Source organism: Glaciimonas sp. PAMC28666, from assembly GCF_016917355.1.
GTDB lineage: Bacteria > Pseudomonadota > Gammaproteobacteria > Burkholderiales > Burkholderiaceae_D > Glaciimonas.
Map to the genome: position 1 here is coordinate 5,109,494 of NZ_CP070304.1, position 22,857 is coordinate 5,132,350.

Consider the following 22,857-nt stretch of genomic DNA (forward strand, 5'->3'; position numbering starts at 1 on the left):
ACAAAAACATCGGTGCCCGGCAGCTGAGAAAAGTCATCTGAACGCTCAATTCTTTAAATAACGCTCAGTTTGACAAGACTCAATTTTCTGTCGCGCAGATGCTCTCGTAAATAAACATCGAACTGTTCAATCAGCAAAGGTCGGCTGAACAGGTAGCCTTGATAGAAATGACAGCCGTGGTGCGCGAGAAAATCGCGCTGCGCTTTGGTCTCTACCCCCTCGGCAATCACCGTCAATCCGAGGCTCTGCGCCAAAGCCACGATAGTGCGCGCAATCGCAGCGTCGTTCGGATTAATCATGATGTCCCGCACGAATGACTGATCAATCTTTAGTTGATCAAGGGGTAGCCGTTTCAGATAATAAAGGGACGAATAACCAGTCCCGAAATCATCTAACGAAAAACGCACGCCCCGGTCCTTCAACGCTGTCATTTTAGCGATGGTCAGCTCCATATTATCGACCATCAAACTTTCTGTAATTTCCAGCTTGAGCCGTTCCGGATTGGCCCCGCTGCGATCCAATACCTCATGCAACATATCCACAAAGTTGGCATGGCGAAACTGACGAATACTCACGTTAACCGCGATAGTGAGATCCGCCGTTTCCGGCCGTTCAGCCCATTTCGCCAACTGAGCGCAAGCCGACTCCAAAATCCATTGGCCCAACGGCAAAATAAGGCCGGTGTCTTCCGCCATAAATATAAAATCTGCTGGAAGTACCAGACCGCGGCGTGGATGCTCCCAACGCAACAAGCCTTCCGCGCCAGTTACGCACCCGTCGCCATCCATCTGCGGCTGGTAATAAAGCAGAAACTCTCCATGCAGTAAAGCATTCCGCAAATCCGCCTCCAATGCCGCACGGGTTGTCACCGCTGCCTGCATCTCAACATCAAAAAACCGCAATGCGTTGCGCCCGGCGGCCTTGCCTTGATACATCGCCAGATCAGCTTGCTGCAATAGCTCCCCGACCGTATCTGTTTGATCGCGAAACTGCGTGATCCCGATACTCGCGGTACTATGATGTTCTATTCCGGCGATTTGATAGGGCTTGCTGAGCACGGCAAGAATTTTTTCACCCACAATCTTGGCCTGCGCCACTGCCGACGATTGCTCCGACTCCAGCCCAAGCAGCATCACAACAAATTCATCCCCGCCCAAACGCGCCACCGTGTCACTGGTGCGCACGCAAGTGGCAATCCTTAATGCAGCTTGCTGCAGCAGCAGATCACCCTTATCGTGGCCCAGGGTATCGTTGATGGTTTTAAAATTATCCAGGTCAATAAACAGCAACGCGCCCGAATGCTGGCCGCGGATATCAGCCGACAACGCGTGTTGAAGACGATTAATCAACAGCAATCGGTTCGGCAGCAGCGTCAATTGATCGTAAAAAGCCAGATGTTGAATCTCAAGTTCAGAGGCCTTACGTTGTGTGATATCGGTATCAATCGCCAGAATCGACTGCGCCAAACCGTGGTCATCCCGCACCAGGGTCCAGCGGCTTTCCACTGTCAGAGTGGCACCGCTCTTGCAGCGCTTGGTAATTTCGCCGCTCCACTCCCCGCTCACCATTATTTTGTTTTTTGCATCTTCAAAAATAACCGAATAATCGAATGGCAAGTCCTCAATCGGAATACCCAATACCTCGTCCTGCGTCCAACCGTACAGACGTTCAGCACTTTTATTCCAGAATAGAATGCGGTGATCCATGCCTCGTACGATAATCGCGTCTTGCGCTTTATCGAGCAACGAAGCCTGATCTCGAATCCGGACATCGGTTTCCTGACGCTCCATTTCGGAAGCAACCCGCGCGGCAAAGATCTGAAGGGTAGAAGTGATGAAATCCAGCTTTTTTAACGGCTTCCGGAACAAAATAAAGAGCAAACCGATAGGTTGACCAGCCGAATTATCGAGCCGCCAGCCGACCGACGCCTGCGTTCCCAGTTCCTTTAAAGCAGGCGAATGCGCAAAATCCATCGCGACTTTATCCGACACCAAAAAATTGTCCGCATCAAACACTTCTTCATAGCTATCCCACGCCACCACATAGTCAAAATTTTTCTTGACGTTGCCATCGATCACGGCGGCCAGCACCCGCGTAGTCACCGGCGCTCCGGGCAGCAAGCGCGTAACAAAACCGGCACTCGCCCCTAACGCCTCCGCCATATTGCGTGCCACCTGCTCAAAAAACACCGTGCCGGTACTCGCCGTGACGCCCAGCGCGATATTCAATACCGCAGCCTGAATCTGTCGTTGCTGTTGCTGCGCACGGATACTTTTAATCCCGAATGTCAGATCGCCAGCCAGTTCCTTTAGTAAATTGATCTCGTCGTCTCCGACCATCATCATTTCTTCGGAATATAAGGTCAACAAACCCAGCGTCCCCTCTTTATCGTGTAACGGCAGATAAATACCGCCCCGGTAGCCATGAAGCTGGATATCAATCAACCAAGGGAAAACCCGCGGATCGTGTGCCATGTCCTCAATAATAATGGGTACGCCACTACGAACTGCGCGTCCGGCCGGTCCGCGCCCGAGCGGGCTATCCTCCGCCCAACTGACGCATAAATGTTCGACAAAAGCCGCATCATTATCAATCCCTGCGTGCGACTCAATGGTGATTGAACGCGCCTCGTCCGCCTGGGCATAGCCTACCCACGCCATCCGATAACCACCAATATCGACAGCGACGCGGCATACCTGTGACAGCAAATCGCGTTCGTTTTCTGCGCGGATGACTGCTTCGCTGCATCGGCTCAACATTTTCAGGGCGCGATTGGTACGGATTAATTCCAACGCGCTTTTTTTACTCTCGGTGACATCAACGATTGCCCCGGTCATCCGCGTTGCTTCACCGAGACTATTCTGAGTAGAACGCGCGCGCAGCCGCACCCACCGTAACTTGCCGGATACGGTAAGAATGCGAAACTCCATGTCATATGATAATGGGTCACGTAAATGATTTTTTACCCCTTCCCGCAACAACTCTTGATCCTGGGGATAAACAAATTTCAAAAAATAGCTGGACGAATGCAAAATGCCATCGTCCGGCTGCTCTAACAGTTCCAGCAAACGCGGAGAACAATACACGCTATTGTTTTCAATATCCCAATCCCATAATCCATCGCCCGTGCTCTGAATGGCGAGGTGGAGGCGCTCTTCGCTGATTCCCAGGGCGCGTTCCACACGCTTGGTTTTACTCAGAATCGAGCGAGAAATCAGGGTTCCTATAGAAATTAAAACCGCACCGGCTAAAAGCGTACCCAACAACAACAGTTGTTGCAGTTTGCGTGAAGCCTCCCGCAAGTTAAATGAAAAATCTGCCTCAAGCTGATTCAGCGGAACATCGATCGCCTTAATTCTAGCCTTGGCGGCGCGGGAAGAAACACCGTCATAAGTACCCGATATCGTCTCATCGTAAAGTTGCCGCGCCTCCGCGTTGAGCGCCGCGACATAGCGATCGGCATCAGCCCAAACGGCAATCACCGGGCTCATCAGATAGAAATGACGAAAATTGCGAAACAGGCTGACCATGCCATTGAAGTCATCCGGATGGTTTTCTCCCAGCAAAAAACCTTGCCGCACAATAGTCATATTCGGCTTGGGCTTATCTAGCTCCAGCCGCGCCATCCGATCTCCTAAAGGAACGGCAATCGCATCCGAAAAAGCCTGATATTGCAAAGGATTGCGCGTATCGACATACTCCAGCAAATGGCTGACAGCGGCATTGTGCGCTTTGGAATAACTGCTTTCGCCGGCTACAAAACCGCGCACCGAAGACAAGATATCCATGCTGAATGCCGCTAGCCATACCAGCAACCCGGCAGAAACGATAAGCGGCCAGGTTACTTTCAGCCAATGCAGATTGGATTCCATTTTCAAAAGCGTTTTTAGTCTATGCATAGAAAGACGTTGGCGTAAGAAAACTTTTTGTGAACTGGTCTCAATAGCCTCCGACTACTTAGGCATTAAGCAACACTGGGGACCTAGCGATCATAGTCTTATTGATTTAATAAGTGTAATTTTTATAATTTCTTTCAGGAAATTACAAAAATTATTGATGCCTCAACAATAAGCAGGATGCCCTCCGGAACGAACCACAAAGACGCTATGAAGACCGCCTCACGAAGCCCGATAGCGCTCGAATTCAAGCTCTGAGGGGCAAAAAAAGATAAATCTGCGATGGGTCGCCACAACACCTCAGCGCGCTGATTAAATTCGCCACACGTTATAGACCAGATTCAAGACTTCTTTTCCGCACGCTGTAAGTTTCTGTAAGTTTCAAGCAAGATTTGCGTAAGGTTGTGGTCGCACACTCAACGCGTCCAAACGCTGACTTACCGCAAACACTACAAAGTATTTGTGCAGCGAAGCCCACCTTACAAGTGCACGGCAGTAGTACAAAGTGCACGAAACAATTATTTATAATCAGGGAGACAAGAATGGCGACCAGCATTGCAGCAGGAAAAGTTGCTTCACGTGGCATTACGCCAGAGGAAAGAAAAGTCATATTTGCATCATCACTCGGCACCGTCTTTGAGTGGTATGACTTTTATTTGTACGGCTCGTTGGCTGCGATTATCGCCAAACAGTTTTTTGCCGGCACGGATACAAACACGGCGTTCATTTTTGCCCTGCTAGCATTTGCTGCTGGATTTATTGTGCGGCCCTTCGGTGCATTGGTATTTGGTCGTCTGGGCGACATGATTGGTCGTAAGTACACCTTCCTGGTGACCATCCTTATCATGGGTGCTTCGACCTTCATCGTCGGTATCTTGCCTAACTACAACTCCATCGGTATCGCGGCACCAATCATCCTGGTCGCTTTACGGATCTTGCAAGGTTTGGCACTCGGCGGTGAGTATGGTGGTGCTGCCACTTACGTTGCTGAACATGCGCCAAATGACAAACGCGGCGCCTTCACTGCCTGGATTCAAACAACGGCGACGCTCGGCCTGTTCCTCTCTTTGCTCGTGATTTTGGGCGTGCGGACAGCGGTTGGTGAAGAAGCCTTTGCCGATTGGGGCTGGCGCATCCCGTTCCTGGTATCCATCATTTTGCTTGGCGTCTCTGTCTGGATTCGTCTGTCAATGAGCGAATCGCCAGCGTTCACTAAAATGAAAGCTGAAGGCAAAGTTTCAAAAGCACCATTGACCGAAGCATTTGGCCAATGGAAAAACATGAAGCTGGTGATTCTGGCCTTGTTTGGCTTGACTGCTGGTCAGGCTGTGGTCTGGTACACGGGCCAGTTCTACTCGCTCTTCTTCCTGACTCAAACCCTCAAAGTTGACGGTCCTACTGCTAATATTTTGATCGCCTTAGCCCTGTTGATCGCCACACCGTTCTTTTTGATCTTTGGTACCATCTCGGACAAAATCGGTCGCAAACCCATCATCCTGGCTGGCTGTCTGATTGCCGCAGTGACCTACTTCCCCATTTTTTCCGGACTAACGCACTACGCCAATCCGGCATTGGAAGCAGCATTGAAAAGCGCACCGGTAGTGGTTACCGCTGATCCTGCAACTTGCCAGTTCCAGTTCAACCCGACCGGCACCAAAAAATTCACGTCATCTTGCGATATTGCCAAAGCCAAGCTGTCCGCAATGTCAGTCAACTATGAAAACGTCGCTGGAGCGCCGGGTACCGCAGCAACCGTAAAAATTGGCGATAAGTTGCTGACTTCGTACGACGCTAACGGTCTATCCAAAGCAGATGCGGCAGCGAAAGATAAAGCGTTCTCTACCGAACTTGCCGCCGATATCAAGGGTGCTGGATATCCAAGCAAGGCAGATCCGGAACAAATGAACAAGCCGATGGTATTGTTGTTGTTATTCATACTGGTACTGTATGTAACAATGGTGTACGGTCCAATTGCGGCAATGCTGGTTGAAATGTTCCCAACCCGTATTCGCTACACATCCATGTCATTGCCCTACCACATCGGTAACGGCTGGTTTGGTGGACTGTTACCAACTACGGCGTTCGCGATGGTAGCCTACAAGGGCGATATTTATTACGGGCTCTGGTATCCGATCGTTATCGCATTAGCTACGTTCGTTATCGGAATGCTGTTCGTCAAAGAAACAGTGCACAACGATATCTACGCCGAAGAACGCTAAATATAAAAAGGAGTCCCGGTCACCGATTTTCTGACCAAAACATCCTTTTATTTTCCTTCAGCAATTTTAGCCGATCAGGTTACCGGACTTGATCGGCTTTTTGTTTTTTAAAGCCTGGTCGGCATCGGGTGTTGACGGTTCATTGTTCTTGTTCCTGGTTGCCTAACCGCTAAATAACGTCATTATCATTTACTCATCGGGAACACCTTTCCAATCCGCAGTGATGCTCTTTTGTATCGTTTTTTCAAACCGCCATCTTCCAAACAGCCCTCCATTCGTATGAACCATTTATAAAACAACGCGTCAGCTAACAACACAGATCCAAAACGTCGCTGTCGTTTCTCAGGCAATCCGCGGCCTCAGCCCATAGAAATCAGCATTTATGGCTGTCCAAAACCCTCAGGATTTGCTATCGTCGTTAGCCCTCTACCCACATACGAGAATATGAAGCCACCAGTCAGAATCGGTACACCGCTTTCCCCTTCCGCGATCAAGGTCATGTTGCTCGGCTCAGGGGAACTTGGGAAAGAAGTCATTATTTCGCTGCAACGTCTAGGCGTTGAAGTTATTGCTGTTGATCGCTACCCTAATGCGCCAGGCCACCAGGTTGCTCATCGTTCGCATGTTATCAACATGACCGATGGTGCCGCACTGGAAGCCTTGATAGCGCTGGAAAAACCCGATCTGGTCGTGCCTGAAATTGAGGCGATAGCCACTGAAACACTCGTCGCATTGGAAGCCGCTGGCAAAATTACCGTGATTCCAACAGCGCGTGCGGTATGGCTCACCATGAATCGGGAAGGTATTCGCCGTCTTGTTGGGGAAACGCTTGGTCTTGCGACATCACCTTACCGTTTTGCCAATAATCTTGATGAGCTAAGAACCGCTTGCGATGCGATTGGCTTTCCATGCGTCATTAAGCCGGTCATGTCATCTTCCGGCAAAGGCCAGTCCAAAATCGATAGCGTCGACGACGTTGAAGCAGCCTGGGCGCATGCGGCGTCGGGCGGACGAGTTGATTCCGGTCGTGTCATCGTCGAAGGGTTCATCGATTTCGACTATGAAATCACCCTTCTGACGGTACGTGCCTTAGAAGCCGATGGCAGCACCAAGACCCATTTCTGCGAAGCGATCGGTCACGTTCAGGTGCAAGGCGATTACGTGGAATCATGGCAGCCGCATCCTATGCATCCTGAAGCGCTGGTTCGCGCCCGCGATATCGCCAAAAAAGTAACCGACAATCTCGGCGGTCTTGGCGTCTTCGGCGTCGAATTGTTTGTCAAAAACGATATGGTCTGGTTCTCGGAAGTGAGCCCTCGACCGCATGATACCGGCATGGTCACGATGGCAAGTCAGCTGCAAAGCGAATTTGAATTGCACGCGAAAGCCATCTTGGGGCTGCCGGTCAATGTCGCGCTCAACACGCCTGCCGCATCGGCGGTAATCTACGGCAAGCACGATGCCAAAGGTATCGCCTTTGAAGGGGTCGCCGACGCGCTGCGTGAACCGGGTATCGACATTCGTTTATTCGGCAAGCCTGAATCCTTTGAGCGTCGCCGGATGGGCGTCATATTGGCTGTTGCTGGCGACATTGAAACCGCGCGGGTGCGAGCCAAGCAAGCTGCCGCCAAAATAAAGCCTGTGATCGTCACGTAAATTCCACCGCCGTGGCCCCGGCCACGGCGGACTATCCATTCTGCAGTTTAAGGCTCTGCTTTAAGCGACGTTTTTTCACCATCGTTTGCCACCCTCCTTACCACCATCGCGCATCACACGCACAGATCGAGCCATTCGCAAAAGTCGGGCGCCAACTGAACAAAAGCACGCAAAAGATGAATCTGACCGGCATCGTCCAACCCTCCGCCGAGCATTCAAAAGCAGGACGTGGCCGCTTGCGCTACACTATCCCACCTTTATTAACACCCTATTCTCTTTTAGAGCAATCAGCATTTTCACATTCATCTATTCAATATGAAATTCGATGTCGCTATTATCGGCAGCGGTCTGGCCGGCCTGTCAGTTGCCCTTCATCTTGCAGAACAAAGAAAGGTAGTAGTGATCTCCAAGCGTGCGCTGCTTGACGGTGCCAGTAACTGGGCACAAGGCGGCATTGCAGCGGTACTCGATTCCGGTGATAGTTTCGACGAACATATTGCCGATACGTTGGTTGCCGGTAGTGGGTTATGTGATGAAGCCGCAACGCGCTATATTGTAGAACATGGCCGCGAAGCAATCGAATGGCTGATCGAGCAAGGGGTTCCCTTCACGCCTGATCCCAGCGCGGAGTTGGGCTTCCACCTCACCCGCGAAGGCGGTCATAGTCAGCGCCGCATCATTCACGCTGCCGATGCCACCGGCCACGCAGTACAAGTCACACTGGAACAAAAAGTCCGCGCGCATCCCAACATCACGTTGCTGGAAGACCATTACGCCATTGACTTGATTACTTCTAAAAAAATCGATGGCAAAGGTGTTGCCCCGCAATGCCTTGGACTGTATGCCAAGAACGTCAAGACCGGTAAGGTCCTTACCATCAGTGCGGGCCATACGGTCATGGCCACGGGCGGCGCTGGCAAAGTTTATCTGTACACCACCAATCCTGACACCGCCACCGGAGACGGAATTGCCATGGCATGGCGTGCCGGATGCCGCGTGGCCAATATGGAATTTATTCAGTTCCACCCGACTTGTCTATACCACCCGTACGCCAAATCGTTCCTCATCACTGAGGCAATTCGCGGCGAAGGCGGACTGTTAAAACTTCCCGATACGGAAGGAGAAGACGCGGGCAGACGGTTTATGCCGGATCACGACGAACGTGCAGAACTGGCACCACGCGATATCGTCGCCCGGGCAATTGACTTTGAAATGAAAAAACGCGGCCTGGATCATGTCGATCTTGATATCAGCCATAAGTCGCCAGAATTCTTAAAAGAACACTTCCCGACGATCTATGCGCGATGCCTGGAGCTTGGCATTGACATCACCACGCAGCCGATCCCGGTCGTTCCTGCCGTCCATTTCACCTGCGGTGGCGTAGTGACCGATCTTTGCGGACGGACCGACCTGCCAGGGTTATACGCCGTTGGTGAAACAGCTTATACCGGCTTGCACGGTGCAAATCGACTGGCCAGCAACTCGCTTCTCGAATGCCTTGTCATCGGCCGCGCCACTGCCAAACACATTGAACAACAGGCCAAGCCAAAATCACGACCGTTACCGGCATGGGATGAAAGTCGCGTCACCGATGCCGACGAAGAAGTCGTCATCTCCCACAACTGGGATGAGTTACGGCGTTTTATGTGGAATTATGTCGGCATCGTCCGCACCAACAAAAGACTTGAACGCGCACAACACCGCATCCGATTGCTGAAGGAAGAAATCGATGAGTACTACACACACTTCCGCATTAGTCGTGATTTACTGGAACTGCGTAACCTGGTCCAAGTTGCATCACTGATTGTTGAAAGTGCGTTAGCACGGCGTGAAAGTCGCGGACTGCATTACAGCCAGGATTATCCGGAAACATTGGCAAAGGCGTTGCCAACGGTGCTGACACCGGCGCGACAGTAGGTTCAATACCGGGCGCTGAATCCGCAATGAGTGCCTGGTGTGAATCCCAACGCAAGTCCCTTGATGGCTTCCCGTCATTCTCGCTAGAAATTGACCGAACCAAGCAATTAATCAAGCAATTAATCAGGCAACTAATCAAGCAACTAATCGAGCAGCTGATCAATCAACAAATCAAACAACTTGCATCAAAAAAAACAGGAAATCGAGAGCGCCGAAAGGCCTCTCCATTTCCTGTTGTTTCTGGCCGAACCAAAAGCAACACTCCAACCTAATCAAGCACCCGCAATGAGAAATCTGCCGCCTTGACATCCTTAGTCAGACTGCCGATCGAAATCCGATCGACGCCGGTCTCGGCAATAGCGCGGACTGTTTCCATATTAATGCCACCGGATGCTTCCAAAAGCGCCCTGCCCGCCGTCAACTTGACCGCATCCCGCATTGCATCGAGAGAAAAATTATCGAGCAGAATCGAGGTTGCACCAGCACTCAGGGCTTCGTCCAGTTCCACCAGATTTTCTACCTCGATCTGGATTGTGACGCCAGCGTTCAAATTCTGTGCTGCACGCATCGCCGCGCTAATGCCGCCGGCAGCGGCAATATGGTTTTCCTTGATGAGAATGCCGTCATACAAAGCCAGTCGCTGATTGTGGCCGCCACCAACCCGAACGGCGTATTTCTGTGCCAAACGCAGGCCGGGCAAGGTTTTGCGGGTATCGAGTATTTTGGCGTTCGTATCCGCCACCAGATTGACGAAACTGCGGGTTGCGGTCGCCACACCGGACAGCAACTGCAAAAAGTTCAACGCGCCGCGCTCGGCCGTGAGCAAACCGCGCGCTGGCGCAGCAATCTCGCAGACCAGGCTGTCAGCTTGCATGACATCGCCTTCGGCATAATGCCAATTGATCTGAATACGGCTGTCAAGCTGCTGCATGACCGCCTCAAACCAAGGCGCACCGCAGAGAACCGCTTCCTCGCGCACAATCACACGGGCTTTCACCATGGCGTCCGCCGGCACCAGCATACCGGTGAAATCGCCGCTACCGACGTCTTCAGCAATGCCCGCGGTAACGTTGTTTTCAAATGCGCTTTGCAGCGCCGGATCGAACGGCGCAAAAGGATTTTTTAAGTTGCTGTTTGTGTCGTTAGTGTGTTGAGAACTGTTTTTGTCGTTAGTTGAGAGACTCATGCGGGGCCAATTCCTGAAAATAGTGTTTGCTCTTGCGCCAGATCACTGGACGGACGGGTGTTGGCTTTGCGCTCCGCTGCAAAGTCGAGCATGCGGTCAATGCAGATAACAGCCTTGCGGCTGGTCTCCGGATCGACGTGAATTTCGTTACTGCCCGACTCTAATACATCGGCCAGGTTTTGTAATCCGTTCATTGCCATCCACGGGCAATGCGCGCAACTTTTACAGGTTGCGCTGTTACCGGCAGTCGGTGCATCAATGAAGCGCTTGCCCGGTGCCGCCATTCGCATTTTATGCAAAATCCCGTTATCGGTTGCGACGATAAACTCGTCTGCATCCAACGTTTGCGCAGCGGCGATTAACTGCGATGTTGATCCTACGACGTCGGCCTGATCCACCACGTCTTGCGGAGATTCCGGATGCACCAGAACCTTGGCTCCCGGATGCTGCTGGCGCAACAGTTCAAGTTCAACCCCTTTGAACTCATCGTGCACCAGACAAGAACCCTGCCACAACAACATGTCGGCCCCGGTTTTTTTCTGGATATAACCACCAAGATGCTTATCCGGTGCCCAAAGGATTTTTTTGCCCTGCGCGTGCAAGTGCGCCACGATGTCCAGCCCGATTGACGACGTCACCATCCAGTCGGCACGCGCTTTCACTGCCGCACTGGTGTTCGCATACACCACCACGGTACGATCCGGATGGGCATCACAAAACGCGCTGAACTCGTCCACCGGGCAGCCCAGGTCCAACGAACAGGTAGCGTCCAGATCCGGCATCAGCACCCGCTTGTGCGGACTGAGAATTTTAGACGTTTCACCCATGAATTTGACACCCGCGACGACCAAAGTCTGCGCGGGATGATCGCGGCCGAAACGCGCCATTTCCAGAGAGTCGGAAACACAACCACCGGTTTCCTCCGCCAGATCCTGCAAATCAGCATCGACGTAATAATGGGCCACCAATACCGCCTGCTTTTCTATCAGCAAACGTTTGATACGCGCCTTCAGTTCACTTCTTTCCTCTTGGGTAGGCGTCGCAGCAACGCGCGCCCAGGCGTGTGCAGTGCAACTGCTTCCTTGCGCCATTTGAGGTCGTTCGAATTCGATGGTTTTGGTAAGTTGCGATGGCATGACGATAATGAACCTGAATCTAGTTAGACGCCAATACGAACTGAAACCCACGTTGGATTTCCGACGTTAAGAGCATAATTTTACCGCCAACGCTGATTCAGTGCTGCGATATAGTGCTATTGCACACAGGAAAGATCTCCCGTACTATGATTTTTGATTAATACGGGGGAGGCCTGAAAGCGATGACATTCTTTGACAAAACCACACGTGGACGAGCAGAAATTTCCGTCCGCGGAAATAATTTGACGCCCCGCTTACGCACTTTACTATTGCTGGTCGACGGTAAAACCAGCACCGCGGACTTGCTATTCAAGGTTTCAGGCATGGGGTTGTCTCACACCCATCTCGACACGTTAGTAGAGGCTGGGCTGATTCAGGGCCATGTGACCGCTACCGCCCCCTCGAATGACACCCTTCACCCTCACCCGCCAGTCCCAGCCGAGGCTTTACCTTCGCCCCCCAACTCTCCAGTTCCCGCGGCTCCCCCGATTCAGGCTGCGCCACCTCCGCCCCCACCAGCGTCGCTGGCAATAGGTCAAAGTCAATACGAGCAAGTTTACCGGTTCTATAATGAAACAATCAAAAGCATGATCGGCATTCGCGGATATGGTCTGCAAATGAAAGTGGAACGGGCTGCGACAGTCGATGACTTTAAAGAAATACGCCAGCAGTATCTCGAAGCGATACTCAAATCGAAGGGTAAAGAAACCACCCGCAGCCTGCGGGACCGGCTTGATCACCTGCTCTACCAAGGGCTGCCAGGACCAAATTCCATCAACCTGGACTAGCGAACAAACTTCGCGAAGAGCAAAAAAAAAGCGCAACAGGGCAGCCTGGTGCGCTTTTTTATTCTTCACTCGGCAGATCTCATCACCCAAACGTTTAGTACGGGGTGCGCCTGCAGCAGATATTGGAAGCCCGTGCACATCATCGGCAACCTGATATTGCACTAAACCGCCTTAAACAGTCTTTCTGGTCTTAAGAAATTACCCTGACTTTTTTTGCTTTTCACCGCAGGTTTTGGGTCAAACCGACAAAGAGAGCTTGTCGGTGAAAATCAGACCGAAAATTTAATTATTCAATTCCCTGGCTACTCAGGTAATCCTCATAATTTCCGCGGAAATCAACGATTTCAGTCTCTTTCACTTCCAGAATCCGCGTCGCAAGTGATGACACAAATTCGCGGTCATGCGAGACAAAAATCAATGTGCCAGCGTATTTATCGAGCGCGATGTTCAGTGACTCAATCGACTCCATATCCATATGATTGGTTGGCTCGTCCATCAACAGAATATTGTGACGACCCAGCATCAATTTGCCATACGTCATCCGCCCTTTTTCACCACCCGATAACACCTTGACCGATTTTTTGACATCATCGCCGCTGAACAATAAACGTCCAAGGATCGAGCGTACCGCCTGATCGTCGTCCCCTTCCTGAGTCCAGGCACCCATCCAGTCCGTCAGCGTAATGTCCGCAGCAAAGTTTTCCGTCGGATCTTGCGGCATATAGCCCGGATTCGCATTCTCAGCCCACTTGACCAAGCCGGTGTCTGCCTCAAGTCCACAAATATCCGTACCGCCTATGCTACGAAGCAACGTTGTTTTACCCGCGCCGTTGGCACCGATAATCGCAATGCGTTCGCCAGCTTCGACCATAATGCCGAAATTCTTAAACAGCGTACGGTCGTAACTCTTGGTAATACTCTGCACATCCACCGCTAGACGATGCAATTTCTTTTCGCCGTCGAAGCGGATAAACGGATTGGCACGGCTGGACGGTTTAAGGTCCTCCACTTTAATCTTTTCAATCTGCTTGGCGCGGGACGTCGCCTGACGTGCTTTGGATTTGTTTGCCGCAAAACGACGCACAAAATCTTGCAATTCAGCAACCTTGTCCTTGGCTTTCGCATTGACCGATAATTGCTGAGCACGCGCCTGCGTCGACGCCAGCATATAGTCATCGTAGTTGCCGGGATAGACCTTCAATGTGCCGTAATCCATATCGGCCATGTGGGTACAAACCTGATTCAAAAAGTGACGATCATGGGAAATGATAATCATGGTTGAATTGCGCTGATTCAGCACATCTTCCAACCAACGAATAGTGTTGATGTCCAGGTTATTCGTTGGCTCATCCAGCAACAGAATATCCGGATTAGAGAACAGCGCCTGCGCCAACAAAACACGTAACTTCCATCCTGGCGCAACGTTACTCATTGGGCCTTTATGCTGGTCCATCTCTACACCAACGCCCATCAGCAACTCGCCCGCACGCGATTCGGCGGTATAACCATCGTATTCCGCGAATTTGGCTTCCAGTTCCGCGGCTTTCATATAGTCGTCGTCGGTCGCTTCCGGATCGGCATAAATCGCATCGCGCTCGGCCATGGCAGCCCACATTTCGGTGTGGCCCATCATCACCACATCCAGCACGCGCATTTCTTCAAACGCAAACTGATCCTGACGCAACTTACCCAAACGCTCGTTTGGGTCCAGCATCACGTTTCCGCCCGACGGATCGAGATCACCGCCCAAAATTTTCATGAAGGTCGACTTGCCGCAGCCGTTGGCACCGATCAAACCATAGCGATTGCCATCGCCGAATTTGACCGAAATGTTTTCAAACAACGGCTTAGCGCCGAACTGCATAGTAATATTTGCTGTGGATAGCACGGAAAAAAGCCTTTAGAAACGAGATTGAGTAACCTTGTATTTTACCATTTTGCCGGAGCGGGTTAAGTCTTGACCAAAAAGATGATCGTTTTTCCGCATAAATTCCGTCAAAAAAATACCAGTAAGCAATTTTTATTGGTAATTAAACTAATTTTGACGTCTCCCTTCAACGATCCCCTGAATAATCCGTTTTACTTGCGGAGAAGTAGACACATTAGCGCCCCTCGAACGCAGCGAGTACGTCATCCGGCAGAGTAGCATCGAATTCATCGGCGATCTTATCTTCACGTCCAACCGGCCAAAGCTGCGTAGCGTCTCTTCGCGCTGCATCGGAACGCGTCGTGCGGTCGACTTACCTGCTTTCGCCATCACAACCTCACCACAGCCAACAACGGCATCTACCAACTTTGACAAATTGGTTTCTGCTTCATATATTTTAACCGTTTGCGTAATCGCTCTGAATAGCCAAGGCCATGGGAATTCATGCCTCCGCTTGCGTAGACCTTCTTTAAGTTCGCGGCACCGCGTCGAAACCCAGAATGCTGGCATCCGACGCGCCGTGTCCTGCTGCTATCAGCTGATCCATTCTCGCGGCAATCGCGGGCAATGCTGCCAACGGGCGATTACCTGTCGTTTCCAACATCAACCTCACGTCCTTGCGCGCCATCGCTAATTCGAAACTCGGGGCGAAATTGCCCTTCGCCATATTCAATCCTCGCCCACCCACCATTCCATTCAAATCAAGCATCCCAAGCAATTTGATGGCATCCTCACCCTTTACGCCACTCGCCTGCGCCAGCGTCAGGACGTCAGCCATTACCGCCGAGAGGCCAATAATCATGGCATTTCCAAACAACTTGTTGGCCGCAGCAAGATCACTGCGCTCACCCATGTATTGGAGCCGCCCTGTCATTTTGGCCAGATCGGCCTCAACCTTATCAAAGAGAGCCTTCGGCCCCGCCACCATCATTGATCCCTGCGCATTGCGCGCCGCCGGAGGACCCATAAAAACGGGGCAATGCAGATACTTTAATCCAGCCGCCTGCAGCCGCGCGGCCCGCTCAACAGTAAGCCCAGGTAAAGTTGTGGAGTGATCGATCAGGATCGCGTTAGATGACAGGCCGCTACGCGCCGCCGCAATCACTTCCTCCACCACCGCATCATCCTTCAATACGAGATGCACCCTTGATGCACCTTGTACCGCTTCTGCAGGCGTGGCGGCAGCCTTCACACCAAACTGCGCCAACGCGCTAACTTTTTCCATGGAACGGTTCCATGCAGTGACCGTGTCGCCGCGTTTTGCCGAAGCTTCAGCGAAAGCCGCGCCGAGCAAGCCGGTGCCGAGAAAAGCGATGTTTGCCATTTCATATCCTTTTTAAAGTGAAGCTGAGCAACATAAACCTTAAATATAACACCGTCACAATCTTGCATAGACCTGTAACGTTTTCGCCTGCGGTCAGCGAGAACGCACGGATGAGCAACAGAACATTTTAAAATACAAACAAATCCACGAAATGGTGATATCTTACTAACAGCATCGTTCTTCAGGCAATGCCACTAAAAATCGCTCTTTTCCAGTGCGATTTTGGCGTTAAGCGAGCGCAACTCGTCCAGAAATATAAGCAAATGCGACTACCGAATCGATTTCATCCGCTTGTCGGACGTTATCAAAACTTGCATCCTGAGACACAGCACGTTAGGTCAGACAACGCGCGCGTGACGCCTCCCCCACACTGCCACAAGAAAGAATAGGAAAGGCAATACCTTCGGCCATTTTAAGCCAACGCGTTTTTAAGTCTCTCAGTTAAGGTTTTTTTAAAATGAATACTTGCTGGCGCTGGGTAAAAATATTTTGGCCATTAATAGTCACCGCCGCTCTGCTGACAGGTTTGAGATTTCTCAGCTCACATATATTGTCATCTGTTCGCGCGTCTGTGACGGCGGAAAGTTTGTACTCGAAAAGCCAGAAAGAAGCGGTTATCTATCTCAATCAATATGGCGCGTCACATGACGAGAGCGACTATTTGCGGTTTCTGCATGCCATCGCTGTGCCGATGGGCGATTACAGCGCCAGACTTGCATTAGACAAGCCTGATGTGGATATTGATGCAGCACGCGCAGCGTTTCTTGCAGCGCGCAATCATCCGGACGACATCGATGGCTTGATCTGGCTGTTCCACAATTTTCGCAACGTCGGTTTCGTCCGTACCGAAATCGCCATCTGGACCGAGGCAGACCGCTATATCAATGCACTCAATACGGAGGCAAACCAACTGCACGCCGGCATCACGTCCGGAAACTACGACGAAGATTTTTTACGTTCCAGTCTTGCGCGCATTATGCGCATCAACGCACTTCTCACACCACTGGAAGATGCGTTCTCCGCTAAATTTGGTGAAACGGCACGCAAAACTCAGACTGTTTTGACGCTGACAACGTTGGCATTGGCATCAGTCTTATTCGGATTTGGTTGTTTTATATCCGTTTCCATTCTGAGAAAAAATGTGGGGTTTCAGCGTGCACTTAGCATCAATGAGGAACGTCTGCGACTTGCGATGCACAGTACCAGCGATGGATTATGGGATTGGGATATGCTGGCGAAGTCGGTCTATTACTCACCTCGCCTGATGGAAATGCTGGAAGAGACCGGAACCAAAGCCGTGCATGCCGAAAGCTACTTTAATAAATATATCGAACTAAAATATCGCAGCGTGGTACGAGCAGATATGAAAAAATCTCTGCTTGCCAATGCGGTCTACGACGCTGAGTTCCGCATCATCACCCAAACGGGAAAGTTACTATGGGTCAGGTCCACAGGCAAATCGACGCTTGATGCAAACGGCAGAGCAATCCGTATGGTCGGGGCGATCACCGATATCACCGAGCGCAAAGTGGCGGAACAAGCGTTGCAGGATTCACGCACGGAATTACGCAAGCTAGCTGATCATCAGGAAAGAAACAAGGAAGAGGAACGCAAGCGCATCGCCCGTGAAATCCACGATGAACTGGGCAGCGTACTCACTGGCATCAAGGCATATGTCTCCGTGTCGATCGAGCGCGCGGTGAGTGCCGGGCACGCGCCCGATCCGCTCCTGGTGAGCGCCACCTGCATGGCGGACGCAGCGATGGAAACGGTGCGCCGGGTGATTGCCGATCTGCGACCAAGCGTGCTTGATGAGCTGGGCATCTGGGCAGCGCTGGAGTGGTATGCGGCGCAGATACAGGAGCGCTCGGGGCTACACTGCACATTGATGATTAGCAAGCGCGCCGCGCTTGTGGCGCTTGATCCAGAGCGCAGCATCATGCTGTTTCGGGTGGTCCAGGAAGCGTTGACCAATGCGGTACGCCATGCCGCGGCGTCGCAAATAAAGATTTTAATTTTACGTCACAGAACCATCATCATCGTTGAAATCAGAGACAACGGCAAAGGAATTGAAACGCAACAGTTACTCAGCGGCGAAGCCCTCGGAATCCTTGGCATGTACGAGCGTACTCGTCATTTCGGAGGACAGCTAAAAGTCAGTGGCGTGCCCGGCACGGGGACCGCAGTCAGATTACATCTGCCGCTTGAGGAAGAAGCGATGGCAGAGTAAGAAACGCCAGCCTCAATGTGTAAGGCGGGGTTGTGACCGCGATCACCGGTGTTTATCTCTCTGTCCGTTTATCCGTTGAAATTCAAGACTTCACAGAAGTCATGCTCATCCTTTATACTATTTTGTCTCAGAGAAAGAGCGGAACAGGCTTTGCAACCTGCAATATACAAGCGCACGGACCACGCCAAGCCGTAGTTTTACGTGTGTTCATCTTTGTGCTCTTCAATGAGCGGGAATGGCGGGGAGGCTTCGGCCTGCCGGTAGCTTTGTACGTCGGTTTGCAAATCCTGTCATTTTCCGCTCACCCCGTTTTGCAACGGGAAGCGGTTTAACCGTACAAAGGAATCAACCATGCAGAGCACCATCAGGTATTTCCACGCCCGCTTGCAAACCGTTCAATGCTTAGCCATCCATGTCAACGTCGTGGCAGTTCACGCGAACATCAGCAACATTATCGGGGAGTCGCACTCATGAGCAACCCGACCATGAATGCGCCGGCATGCTCACCAGAACCAACGTCACTTCATCAACCGTTTTTCTGGCTGCCTGAGCATCATCAATCAATTGAATGTGCACAATTTTTTGCCTTGACAAAGGACATCTCCCAAGGCAACCAAACCTGCGTTGATTTGGCCCAATCTACCGCCCCACTTCCCCATACCGATGCCGGGCTGGCAAAGCGCCATCAAATGGAAGAGTACGAAACGCCAGCCTCGGTGGGCAAGGCAGAGTTGTGACCACCGTCACCGGTGTTTATCTGTCTATATTGTTGAAAATCAATACTTCACAAATGTGACCATGATGCTCTATACTCAGTTCGTTCCTTAAAAAAGGAGCTCGGGTTTTGCAGCCTGACAGTACAAAGCGCACAGACCGCGCAAGCGGTTTTTTCATGTGCGTTGCCGTTGTTGCGCCGTTATGGGCAGCAGTGGTGGTGAGGCTTCGGCCTGCCGGTAGCTTTGTACATCGGTCTGCAAACCCTGCCATTTGCTGCCCACCCGTTTTGCAGCGGGCGCGGCTTAACTGTACAAAGGAATCAACCATGCAGAGCACCATCAGGTATTTTCCCACCCGCTTACAAACCACTCGATACTTAGCCATCCACGTCAACGCCGTGGCAGTTCAGGCGATCCTCAGCAACACCGTCGGGGAGTCGCAATCATGAGCAACCCGACCATGAATGCGCCGGCATCCTCACCAGAACCAACGTCACTTCATCAACCGTTTTCCTGGCTGCCTGAGCATCATCAATCCAACGAATGTGCACAGTTTTTTGCATTGACAAAGGACATCTCCCAAGGCATCCAGACGTGCGTTGATTTGGCCCATTTCAGCACGATGGACCGAGACAGCGACACCATACCATTGCTAAATATTGCGGACACAGAACGCTTACTACGAATGGCGGTGACGTCAGCGCAGATGCTGGCGCAAATCGCAGCAGCCCACATTGACAGGTTGGAAGTTGCGCCTGCAAAGTAGCGCAATAGCACGGCTTAATCGTTATTGTCAACAAACAAAGTGACGCATTTGCGTTAGCCATTTTTAAAAAAATGGCTAACCATTCGACAGGTTGTTAATGACTGAATGCGGACATTCCGCTAAGAAAAAAACTGACCGCAACCAGCGGCGGATGCAACCGATCGATCAAGATTGCTTTCAAATTTGACTACTGGAAGGATCCATCATCCTCGTTCACCCGTCCCGTCCTTGACAGTCCGGTTAAGCAAATTTGCACCGTCCGTGGGTGCGAAAGAAATCTGAGGTTTAATCGTACTTGGGCGAAGGTAGCGAACGCTGTGCATCCATGACGTCAGGAATGATGGTATCGATACTGTCGGTCGTTGCCTCAACTCGCGCGCTCACAGATCTTCCCAGTGGATCAAGGCATATTCCGCGTGAGGTGGTACGGTCTCATCAGACTTTCTATGAACCAGCCCCTGTGCTTCCAAGCGCTTCAGCGTTTGCGACAGCATTTTTTTCGCCCAGGCCGCCGACCATTCTGCGCAACTCACCGGGGCGGCGAACGTCGCCCGTCAGCACGATAATCAGCAACATGCCCAAGGGCTCGTAACGTTTTTCATAGACAACTGTAAATTAAAGAGTGCGATTACAGGTCGCCATCATGTAAATTCATGTAGCAATTTAATTGGCGCGAACAATCGAAGTAAAATTCCTGCCACCCAATCATCTGTAGACAGAATTTACAGACTCATGAACTTCGATCAGACAAGTGTGTTGCCGTCCATACCGCAACCGCTGGGGAACAACAATACCAATACGCAATATAATTCGCTCTGACAGTTATACCCAGTATATTAGAAACTGGGGAAAATCCGCACGAGCTGCATTCGGGACAGGAAGTCCTGGATGGGCAGGACGAAGGACTCGTTCGTACCCAGGCTCTAGGGATTATTGTCAATTGTCCGGTCGTAAAAATCGAAGGGGAACTTCTCCCGGGTTCGCGCCTGCTGTGATGCAGGCTCGAAATTTTCGATGGTCGGCTTGCAACGACCGAATTCGTCAATGCGCCAACAATCCGTTTGCGGGGGATCAATACATCTACGATGCGCAGAGTTTGCGCTAGCGTTTCATATTACAGTTAAGCACGCGTTTAAGGAAACCAGTGAAATCAGTCATTTCAGTTAAAGGTATTACCAAAACCTACGCTACGGGATTCCAGGCACTCAAGAAGATCGACCTGGACATTCCACGCGGAGATATCTTCGCCCTGCTCGGGCCCAACGGAGCCGGCAAGACCACCCTGATCAACATTATCTGCGGGATCGTCAACCCGAGCGAAGGCACGGTAACGGCGGACGGCCACGACGTCGTGCGCGACTACCGTGCGGCGCGCTCGGCCATTGGCCTGGTACCACAGGAAATCTCAACAGATTCTTTCGAAACTGTATGGGCGACGGTAAATTTCAGCCGCGGCATTTTTGGAAAGCCACCGAACCCGGAGCACATTGAAAAGGTACTGCGCGATCTGTCGCTATGGGACAAGAAGGATGCAAAAATTCGGGAATTATCGGGAGGCATGAAGCGCCGGGTGATGATCGCCAAGGCCCTGTCACACGAACCGACGATCCTGTTCCTCGACGAGCCAACCGCCGGCGTCGACGTGGCGCTGCGCCGTGACATGTGGCAAATGGTGCGCGGACTGCGCGACAAAGGCGTGACCATCATTTTGACCACCCATTACATCGAGGAAGCCGAGGATATGGCAGATCGAATTGGCGTGATCCACAAGGGCGAGATCATTCTGGTGGAAGACAAGGTGACACTGATGGCTAAGCTCGGCAAAAAACAGTTGAAAATCCAGTTGCAACATGCGCTGACCACCCTTCCGCCTGACTTGGCTGAACTGGGGCTGACTCTTGCTGAAGAAGGCAACGAATTGACTTACACCTTCGATGCACAGAGTGAACAATCCGGGATTGCCGCGCTCCTGCGGCGTCTGGACGAGCATGGCATTGACTTCAAGAATCTGCAATCGAGCCAGAGTTCGCTGGAAGATATATTTATCAATTTGGTAAAGGCATGACAATGAACATTTATGCAATTCGGGCCATCTATTACTTTGAAATGGCACGTACTCGTCGCACGCTAATGCAGAGTATCGCCGCCCCGGTGATTTCGACTGTCCTGTACTTCGTGGTATTCGGCGCCGCAATCGGCGGCCATATGATGAAGGTGGACGGAGTGGTTTATGGCGCGTTCATCATTCCCGGTCTGATCATGATGTCCTTGATGACGCAAAGCATCGCCAATGCGTCGTTCGGCATTTATATGCCGCAGTTTTCCGGGACGATATACGAAGTGTTGTCGGCGCCCATTTCGGCAGTGGAAATCGTTGCAGGTTATGTCGGTGCGGCGGCTACCAAGTCGATCATACTGGGTGTACTAATCCTGATTACAGCGCGGTTTTTCGTCGTTTTCGAAATCGCGCATCCCTTATTCATGATCGTGTTCCTGGTGCTGATCGCAGTGACCTTTTCCATGTTCGGTTTCATTATCGGGATCTGGGCCGATGGATTTGAAAAGCTGCAAATCGTTCCCTTGTTGGTTGTCACACCACTTGCTTTCCTGGGCGGCAGTTTTTATTCAATCAAAATGTTACCCGAGGCCTGGCAGACCGTCGCCTTGTTCAACCCTGTGGTCTATTTGATTAGCGGGTTCCGCTGGAGCTTTTATGGCAGTGCGGACATGCCAGTGGAAATCAGCGTCGGCATGGCGCTGGTCTTTCTGTCTATTTGCATGGCGATTATTTATTGGATATTCAAGACTGGATACAAGCTCAAACGCTAATCCCTAGTGCAGGTGCCTTAAAAGCCGCACTCGCAGTCACTACCCGCGATCGTCTCAAACAAGCCACGTGAACTGCCAAAGCCATGTTTTGACGTCACTCGCTGACGATTCGCTCTCCACTTTTGGAAAAGAATTTGCCTCAAGTGGGGTGACTGATGTCTTCAAAGATACGGCCTTGGGGGCATATATGGTGCCCCCAGTTTTCGACGATATGTCGGCTCTGGTGTGAAGGGAAAGCCCAATGACCGCAACCAGTCTGAAGCAGCC

The 22,857-nt window shown here is 51.5% G+C and carries 17 protein-coding genes; 10 read left to right on the plus strand and 7 right to left on the minus strand.

Annotated features, from left to right (window positions below):
- Positions 1–53: 53 nt before the first annotated feature.
- Positions 54–3,872: an EAL domain-containing protein gene (locus tag JQN73_RS21945; RefSeq protein ID WP_205321016.1), complete on the minus strand. Its 3,819-nt coding sequence runs from the start codon at positions 3,870–3,872 to the stop codon at positions 54–56.
- 566 nt (positions 3,873–4,438) lie between these two features.
- Here JQN73_RS21945 and JQN73_RS21950 point away from each other — a divergent pair.
- The 3 genes from JQN73_RS21950 to nadB all read left to right on the plus strand — a co-directional run bounded on the left by JQN73_RS21950 (position 4,439) and on the right by nadB (position 9,688).
- A complete protein-coding gene (locus JQN73_RS21950) occupies positions 4,439–6,115 on the plus strand; it encodes an MFS transporter (protein WP_205321017.1) in 1,677 nt (558 codons plus the stop codon).
- A 444-nt stretch (positions 6,116–6,559) separates the two neighbouring features.
- Positions 6,560–7,771, plus strand: coding sequence for a formate-dependent phosphoribosylglycinamide formyltransferase (purT, locus tag JQN73_RS21955; RefSeq protein ID WP_205321018.1), 1,212 nt, complete (start codon positions 6,560–6,562; stop codon positions 7,769–7,771).
- A 315-nt stretch (positions 7,772–8,086) separates the two neighbouring features.
- The gene (gene nadB / locus JQN73_RS21960) at positions 8,087–9,688 is read left to right on the plus strand and encodes an L-aspartate oxidase (RefSeq protein WP_205321019.1); all 1,602 of its coding nucleotides are present in this window, start codon (positions 8,087–8,089) and stop codon (positions 9,686–9,688) included.
- Between the two features lie 268 nt (positions 9,689–9,956).
- Here the strand turns inward: nadB and nadC are convergent, their stop codons facing one another.
- A complete protein-coding gene (nadC, locus tag JQN73_RS21965; RefSeq protein ID WP_205321020.1) occupies positions 9,957–10,874 on the minus strand; it encodes a carboxylating nicotinate-nucleotide diphosphorylase in 918 nt (305 codons plus the stop codon).
- Positions 10,871–12,010, minus strand: coding sequence for a quinolinate synthase NadA (nadA, locus tag JQN73_RS21970; protein ID WP_205321021.1), 1,140 nt, complete (start codon positions 12,008–12,010; stop codon positions 10,871–10,873). The genes nadC and nadA overlap by 4 nt, the downstream gene beginning before the upstream one ends.
- Positions 12,011–12,192: 182 nt before the next feature.
- On the opposite strand from nadA, the gene JQN73_RS21975 reads away from it, so the two are divergent.
- The gene (locus JQN73_RS21975; RefSeq protein WP_205321022.1) at positions 12,193–12,798 is read left to right on the plus strand and encodes a hypothetical protein; all 606 of its coding nucleotides are present in this window, start codon (positions 12,193–12,195) and stop codon (positions 12,796–12,798) included.
- Between the two features lie 286 nt (positions 12,799–13,084).
- Here JQN73_RS21975 and JQN73_RS21980 read toward each other — a convergent pair whose 3' ends face one another.
- On the minus strand, positions 13,085–14,686 hold the full coding sequence (locus JQN73_RS21980; protein ID WP_205321023.1) for an ABC-F family ATPase: 1,602 nt from the start codon (positions 14,684–14,686) through the stop codon (positions 13,085–13,087).
- A gap of 508 nt (positions 14,687–15,194) precedes the next feature.
- On the minus strand, positions 15,195–16,049 hold the full coding sequence (locus JQN73_RS21985) for an NAD(P)-dependent oxidoreductase (RefSeq protein WP_205321024.1): 855 nt from the start codon (positions 16,047–16,049) through the stop codon (positions 15,195–15,197).
- Positions 16,050–16,635: 586 nt separating this feature from the next.
- Here JQN73_RS21985 and JQN73_RS21990 point away from each other — a divergent pair.
- From JQN73_RS21990 to JQN73_RS22005, 4 genes are all read left to right on the plus strand, one after another.
- Positions 16,636–18,279, plus strand: coding sequence for an ATP-binding protein (locus tag JQN73_RS21990; RefSeq protein ID WP_205321025.1), 1,644 nt, complete (start codon positions 16,636–16,638; stop codon positions 18,277–18,279).
- Positions 18,280–18,311: 32 nt separating this feature from the next.
- A complete protein-coding gene (locus JQN73_RS21995; protein WP_205321026.1) occupies positions 18,312–18,611 on the plus strand; it encodes a hypothetical protein in 300 nt (99 codons plus the stop codon).
- Between the two features lie 138 nt (positions 18,612–18,749).
- Positions 18,750–19,016 carry a hypothetical protein gene (locus JQN73_RS22000; RefSeq protein WP_205321027.1) on the plus strand — a complete coding sequence of 89 codons (267 nt, stop codon included), beginning with the start codon at positions 18,750–18,752 and terminating at the stop codon, positions 19,014–19,016.
- Between the two features lie 424 nt (positions 19,017–19,440).
- Entirely contained in the window at positions 19,441–19,761 is a 321-nt protein-coding gene (locus JQN73_RS22005; RefSeq protein WP_205321028.1) for a hypothetical protein, read from the plus strand.
- 380 nt (positions 19,762–20,141) lie between these two features.
- Here JQN73_RS22005 and JQN73_RS22900 read toward each other — a convergent pair whose 3' ends face one another.
- A complete protein-coding gene (locus JQN73_RS22900) occupies positions 20,142–20,255 on the minus strand; it encodes a helix-turn-helix domain-containing protein (protein ID WP_205321029.1) in 114 nt (37 codons plus the stop codon).
- Positions 20,206–20,337, minus strand: coding sequence for a hypothetical protein (locus JQN73_RS22675; RefSeq protein WP_255542194.1), 132 nt, complete (start codon positions 20,335–20,337; stop codon positions 20,206–20,208). Before JQN73_RS22675 ends, JQN73_RS22900 begins: the two co-directional genes overlap by 50 nt.
- 568 nt (positions 20,338–20,905) lie before the next feature.
- On the opposite strand from JQN73_RS22675, the gene JQN73_RS22015 reads away from it, so the two are divergent.
- Together JQN73_RS22015 and JQN73_RS22020 are read left to right on the plus strand one after the other, a co-directional pair.
- Entirely contained in the window at positions 20,906–21,826 is a 921-nt protein-coding gene (locus JQN73_RS22015) for an ABC transporter ATP-binding protein (protein ID WP_205321030.1), read from the plus strand.
- 2 nt (positions 21,827–21,828) lie between these two features.
- On the plus strand, positions 21,829–22,590 hold the full coding sequence (locus JQN73_RS22020; protein WP_205323526.1) for an ABC transporter permease: 762 nt from the start codon (positions 21,829–21,831) through the stop codon (positions 22,588–22,590).
- Positions 22,591–22,857 lie beyond the last annotated feature (267 nt).

Coding starts and splice junctions, on each gene's coding strand:
- nadA (WP_205321021.1), bottom strand. CDS start 12,010: ATGCCATCGCAACTTACCAAAACCATCGAATTCGAACGACCTCAAATG.
- nadC (WP_205321020.1), bottom strand. CDS start 10,874: ATGAGTCTCTCAACTAACGACAAAAACAGTTCTCAACACACTAACGAC.
- JQN73_RS21945 (WP_205321016.1), bottom strand. CDS start 3,872: ATGGAATCCAATCTGCATTGGCTGAAAGTAACCTGGCCGCTTATCGTT.
- JQN73_RS21950 (WP_205321017.1), top strand. CDS start 4,439: ATGGCGACCAGCATTGCAGCAGGAAAAGTTGCTTCACGTGGCATTACG.
- JQN73_RS21985 (WP_205321024.1), bottom strand. CDS start 16,049: ATGGCAAACATCGCTTTTCTCGGCACCGGCTTGCTCGGCGCGGCTTTC.
- purT (WP_205321018.1), top strand. CDS start 6,560: ATGAAGCCACCAGTCAGAATCGGTACACCGCTTTCCCCTTCCGCGATC.
- JQN73_RS22020 (WP_205323526.1), top strand. CDS start 21,829: ATGAACATTTATGCAATTCGGGCCATCTATTACTTTGAAATGGCACGT.
- JQN73_RS22900 (WP_205321029.1), bottom strand. CDS start 20,255: ATGCTGTCGCAAACGCTGAAGCGCTTGGAAGCACAGGGGCTGGTTCAT.
- JQN73_RS22000 (WP_205321027.1), top strand. CDS start 18,750: ATGAGCAACCCGACCATGAATGCGCCGGCATGCTCACCAGAACCAACG.
- JQN73_RS22675 (WP_255542194.1), bottom strand. CDS start 20,337: ATGTTGCTGATTATCGTGCTGACGGGCGACGTTCGCCGCCCCGGTGAG.
- JQN73_RS21975 (WP_205321022.1), top strand. CDS start 12,193: ATGACATTCTTTGACAAAACCACACGTGGACGAGCAGAAATTTCCGTC.
- JQN73_RS22005 (WP_205321028.1), top strand. CDS start 19,441: ATGAGCAACCCGACCATGAATGCGCCGGCATCCTCACCAGAACCAACG.
- nadB (WP_205321019.1), top strand. CDS start 8,087: ATGAAATTCGATGTCGCTATTATCGGCAGCGGTCTGGCCGGCCTGTCA.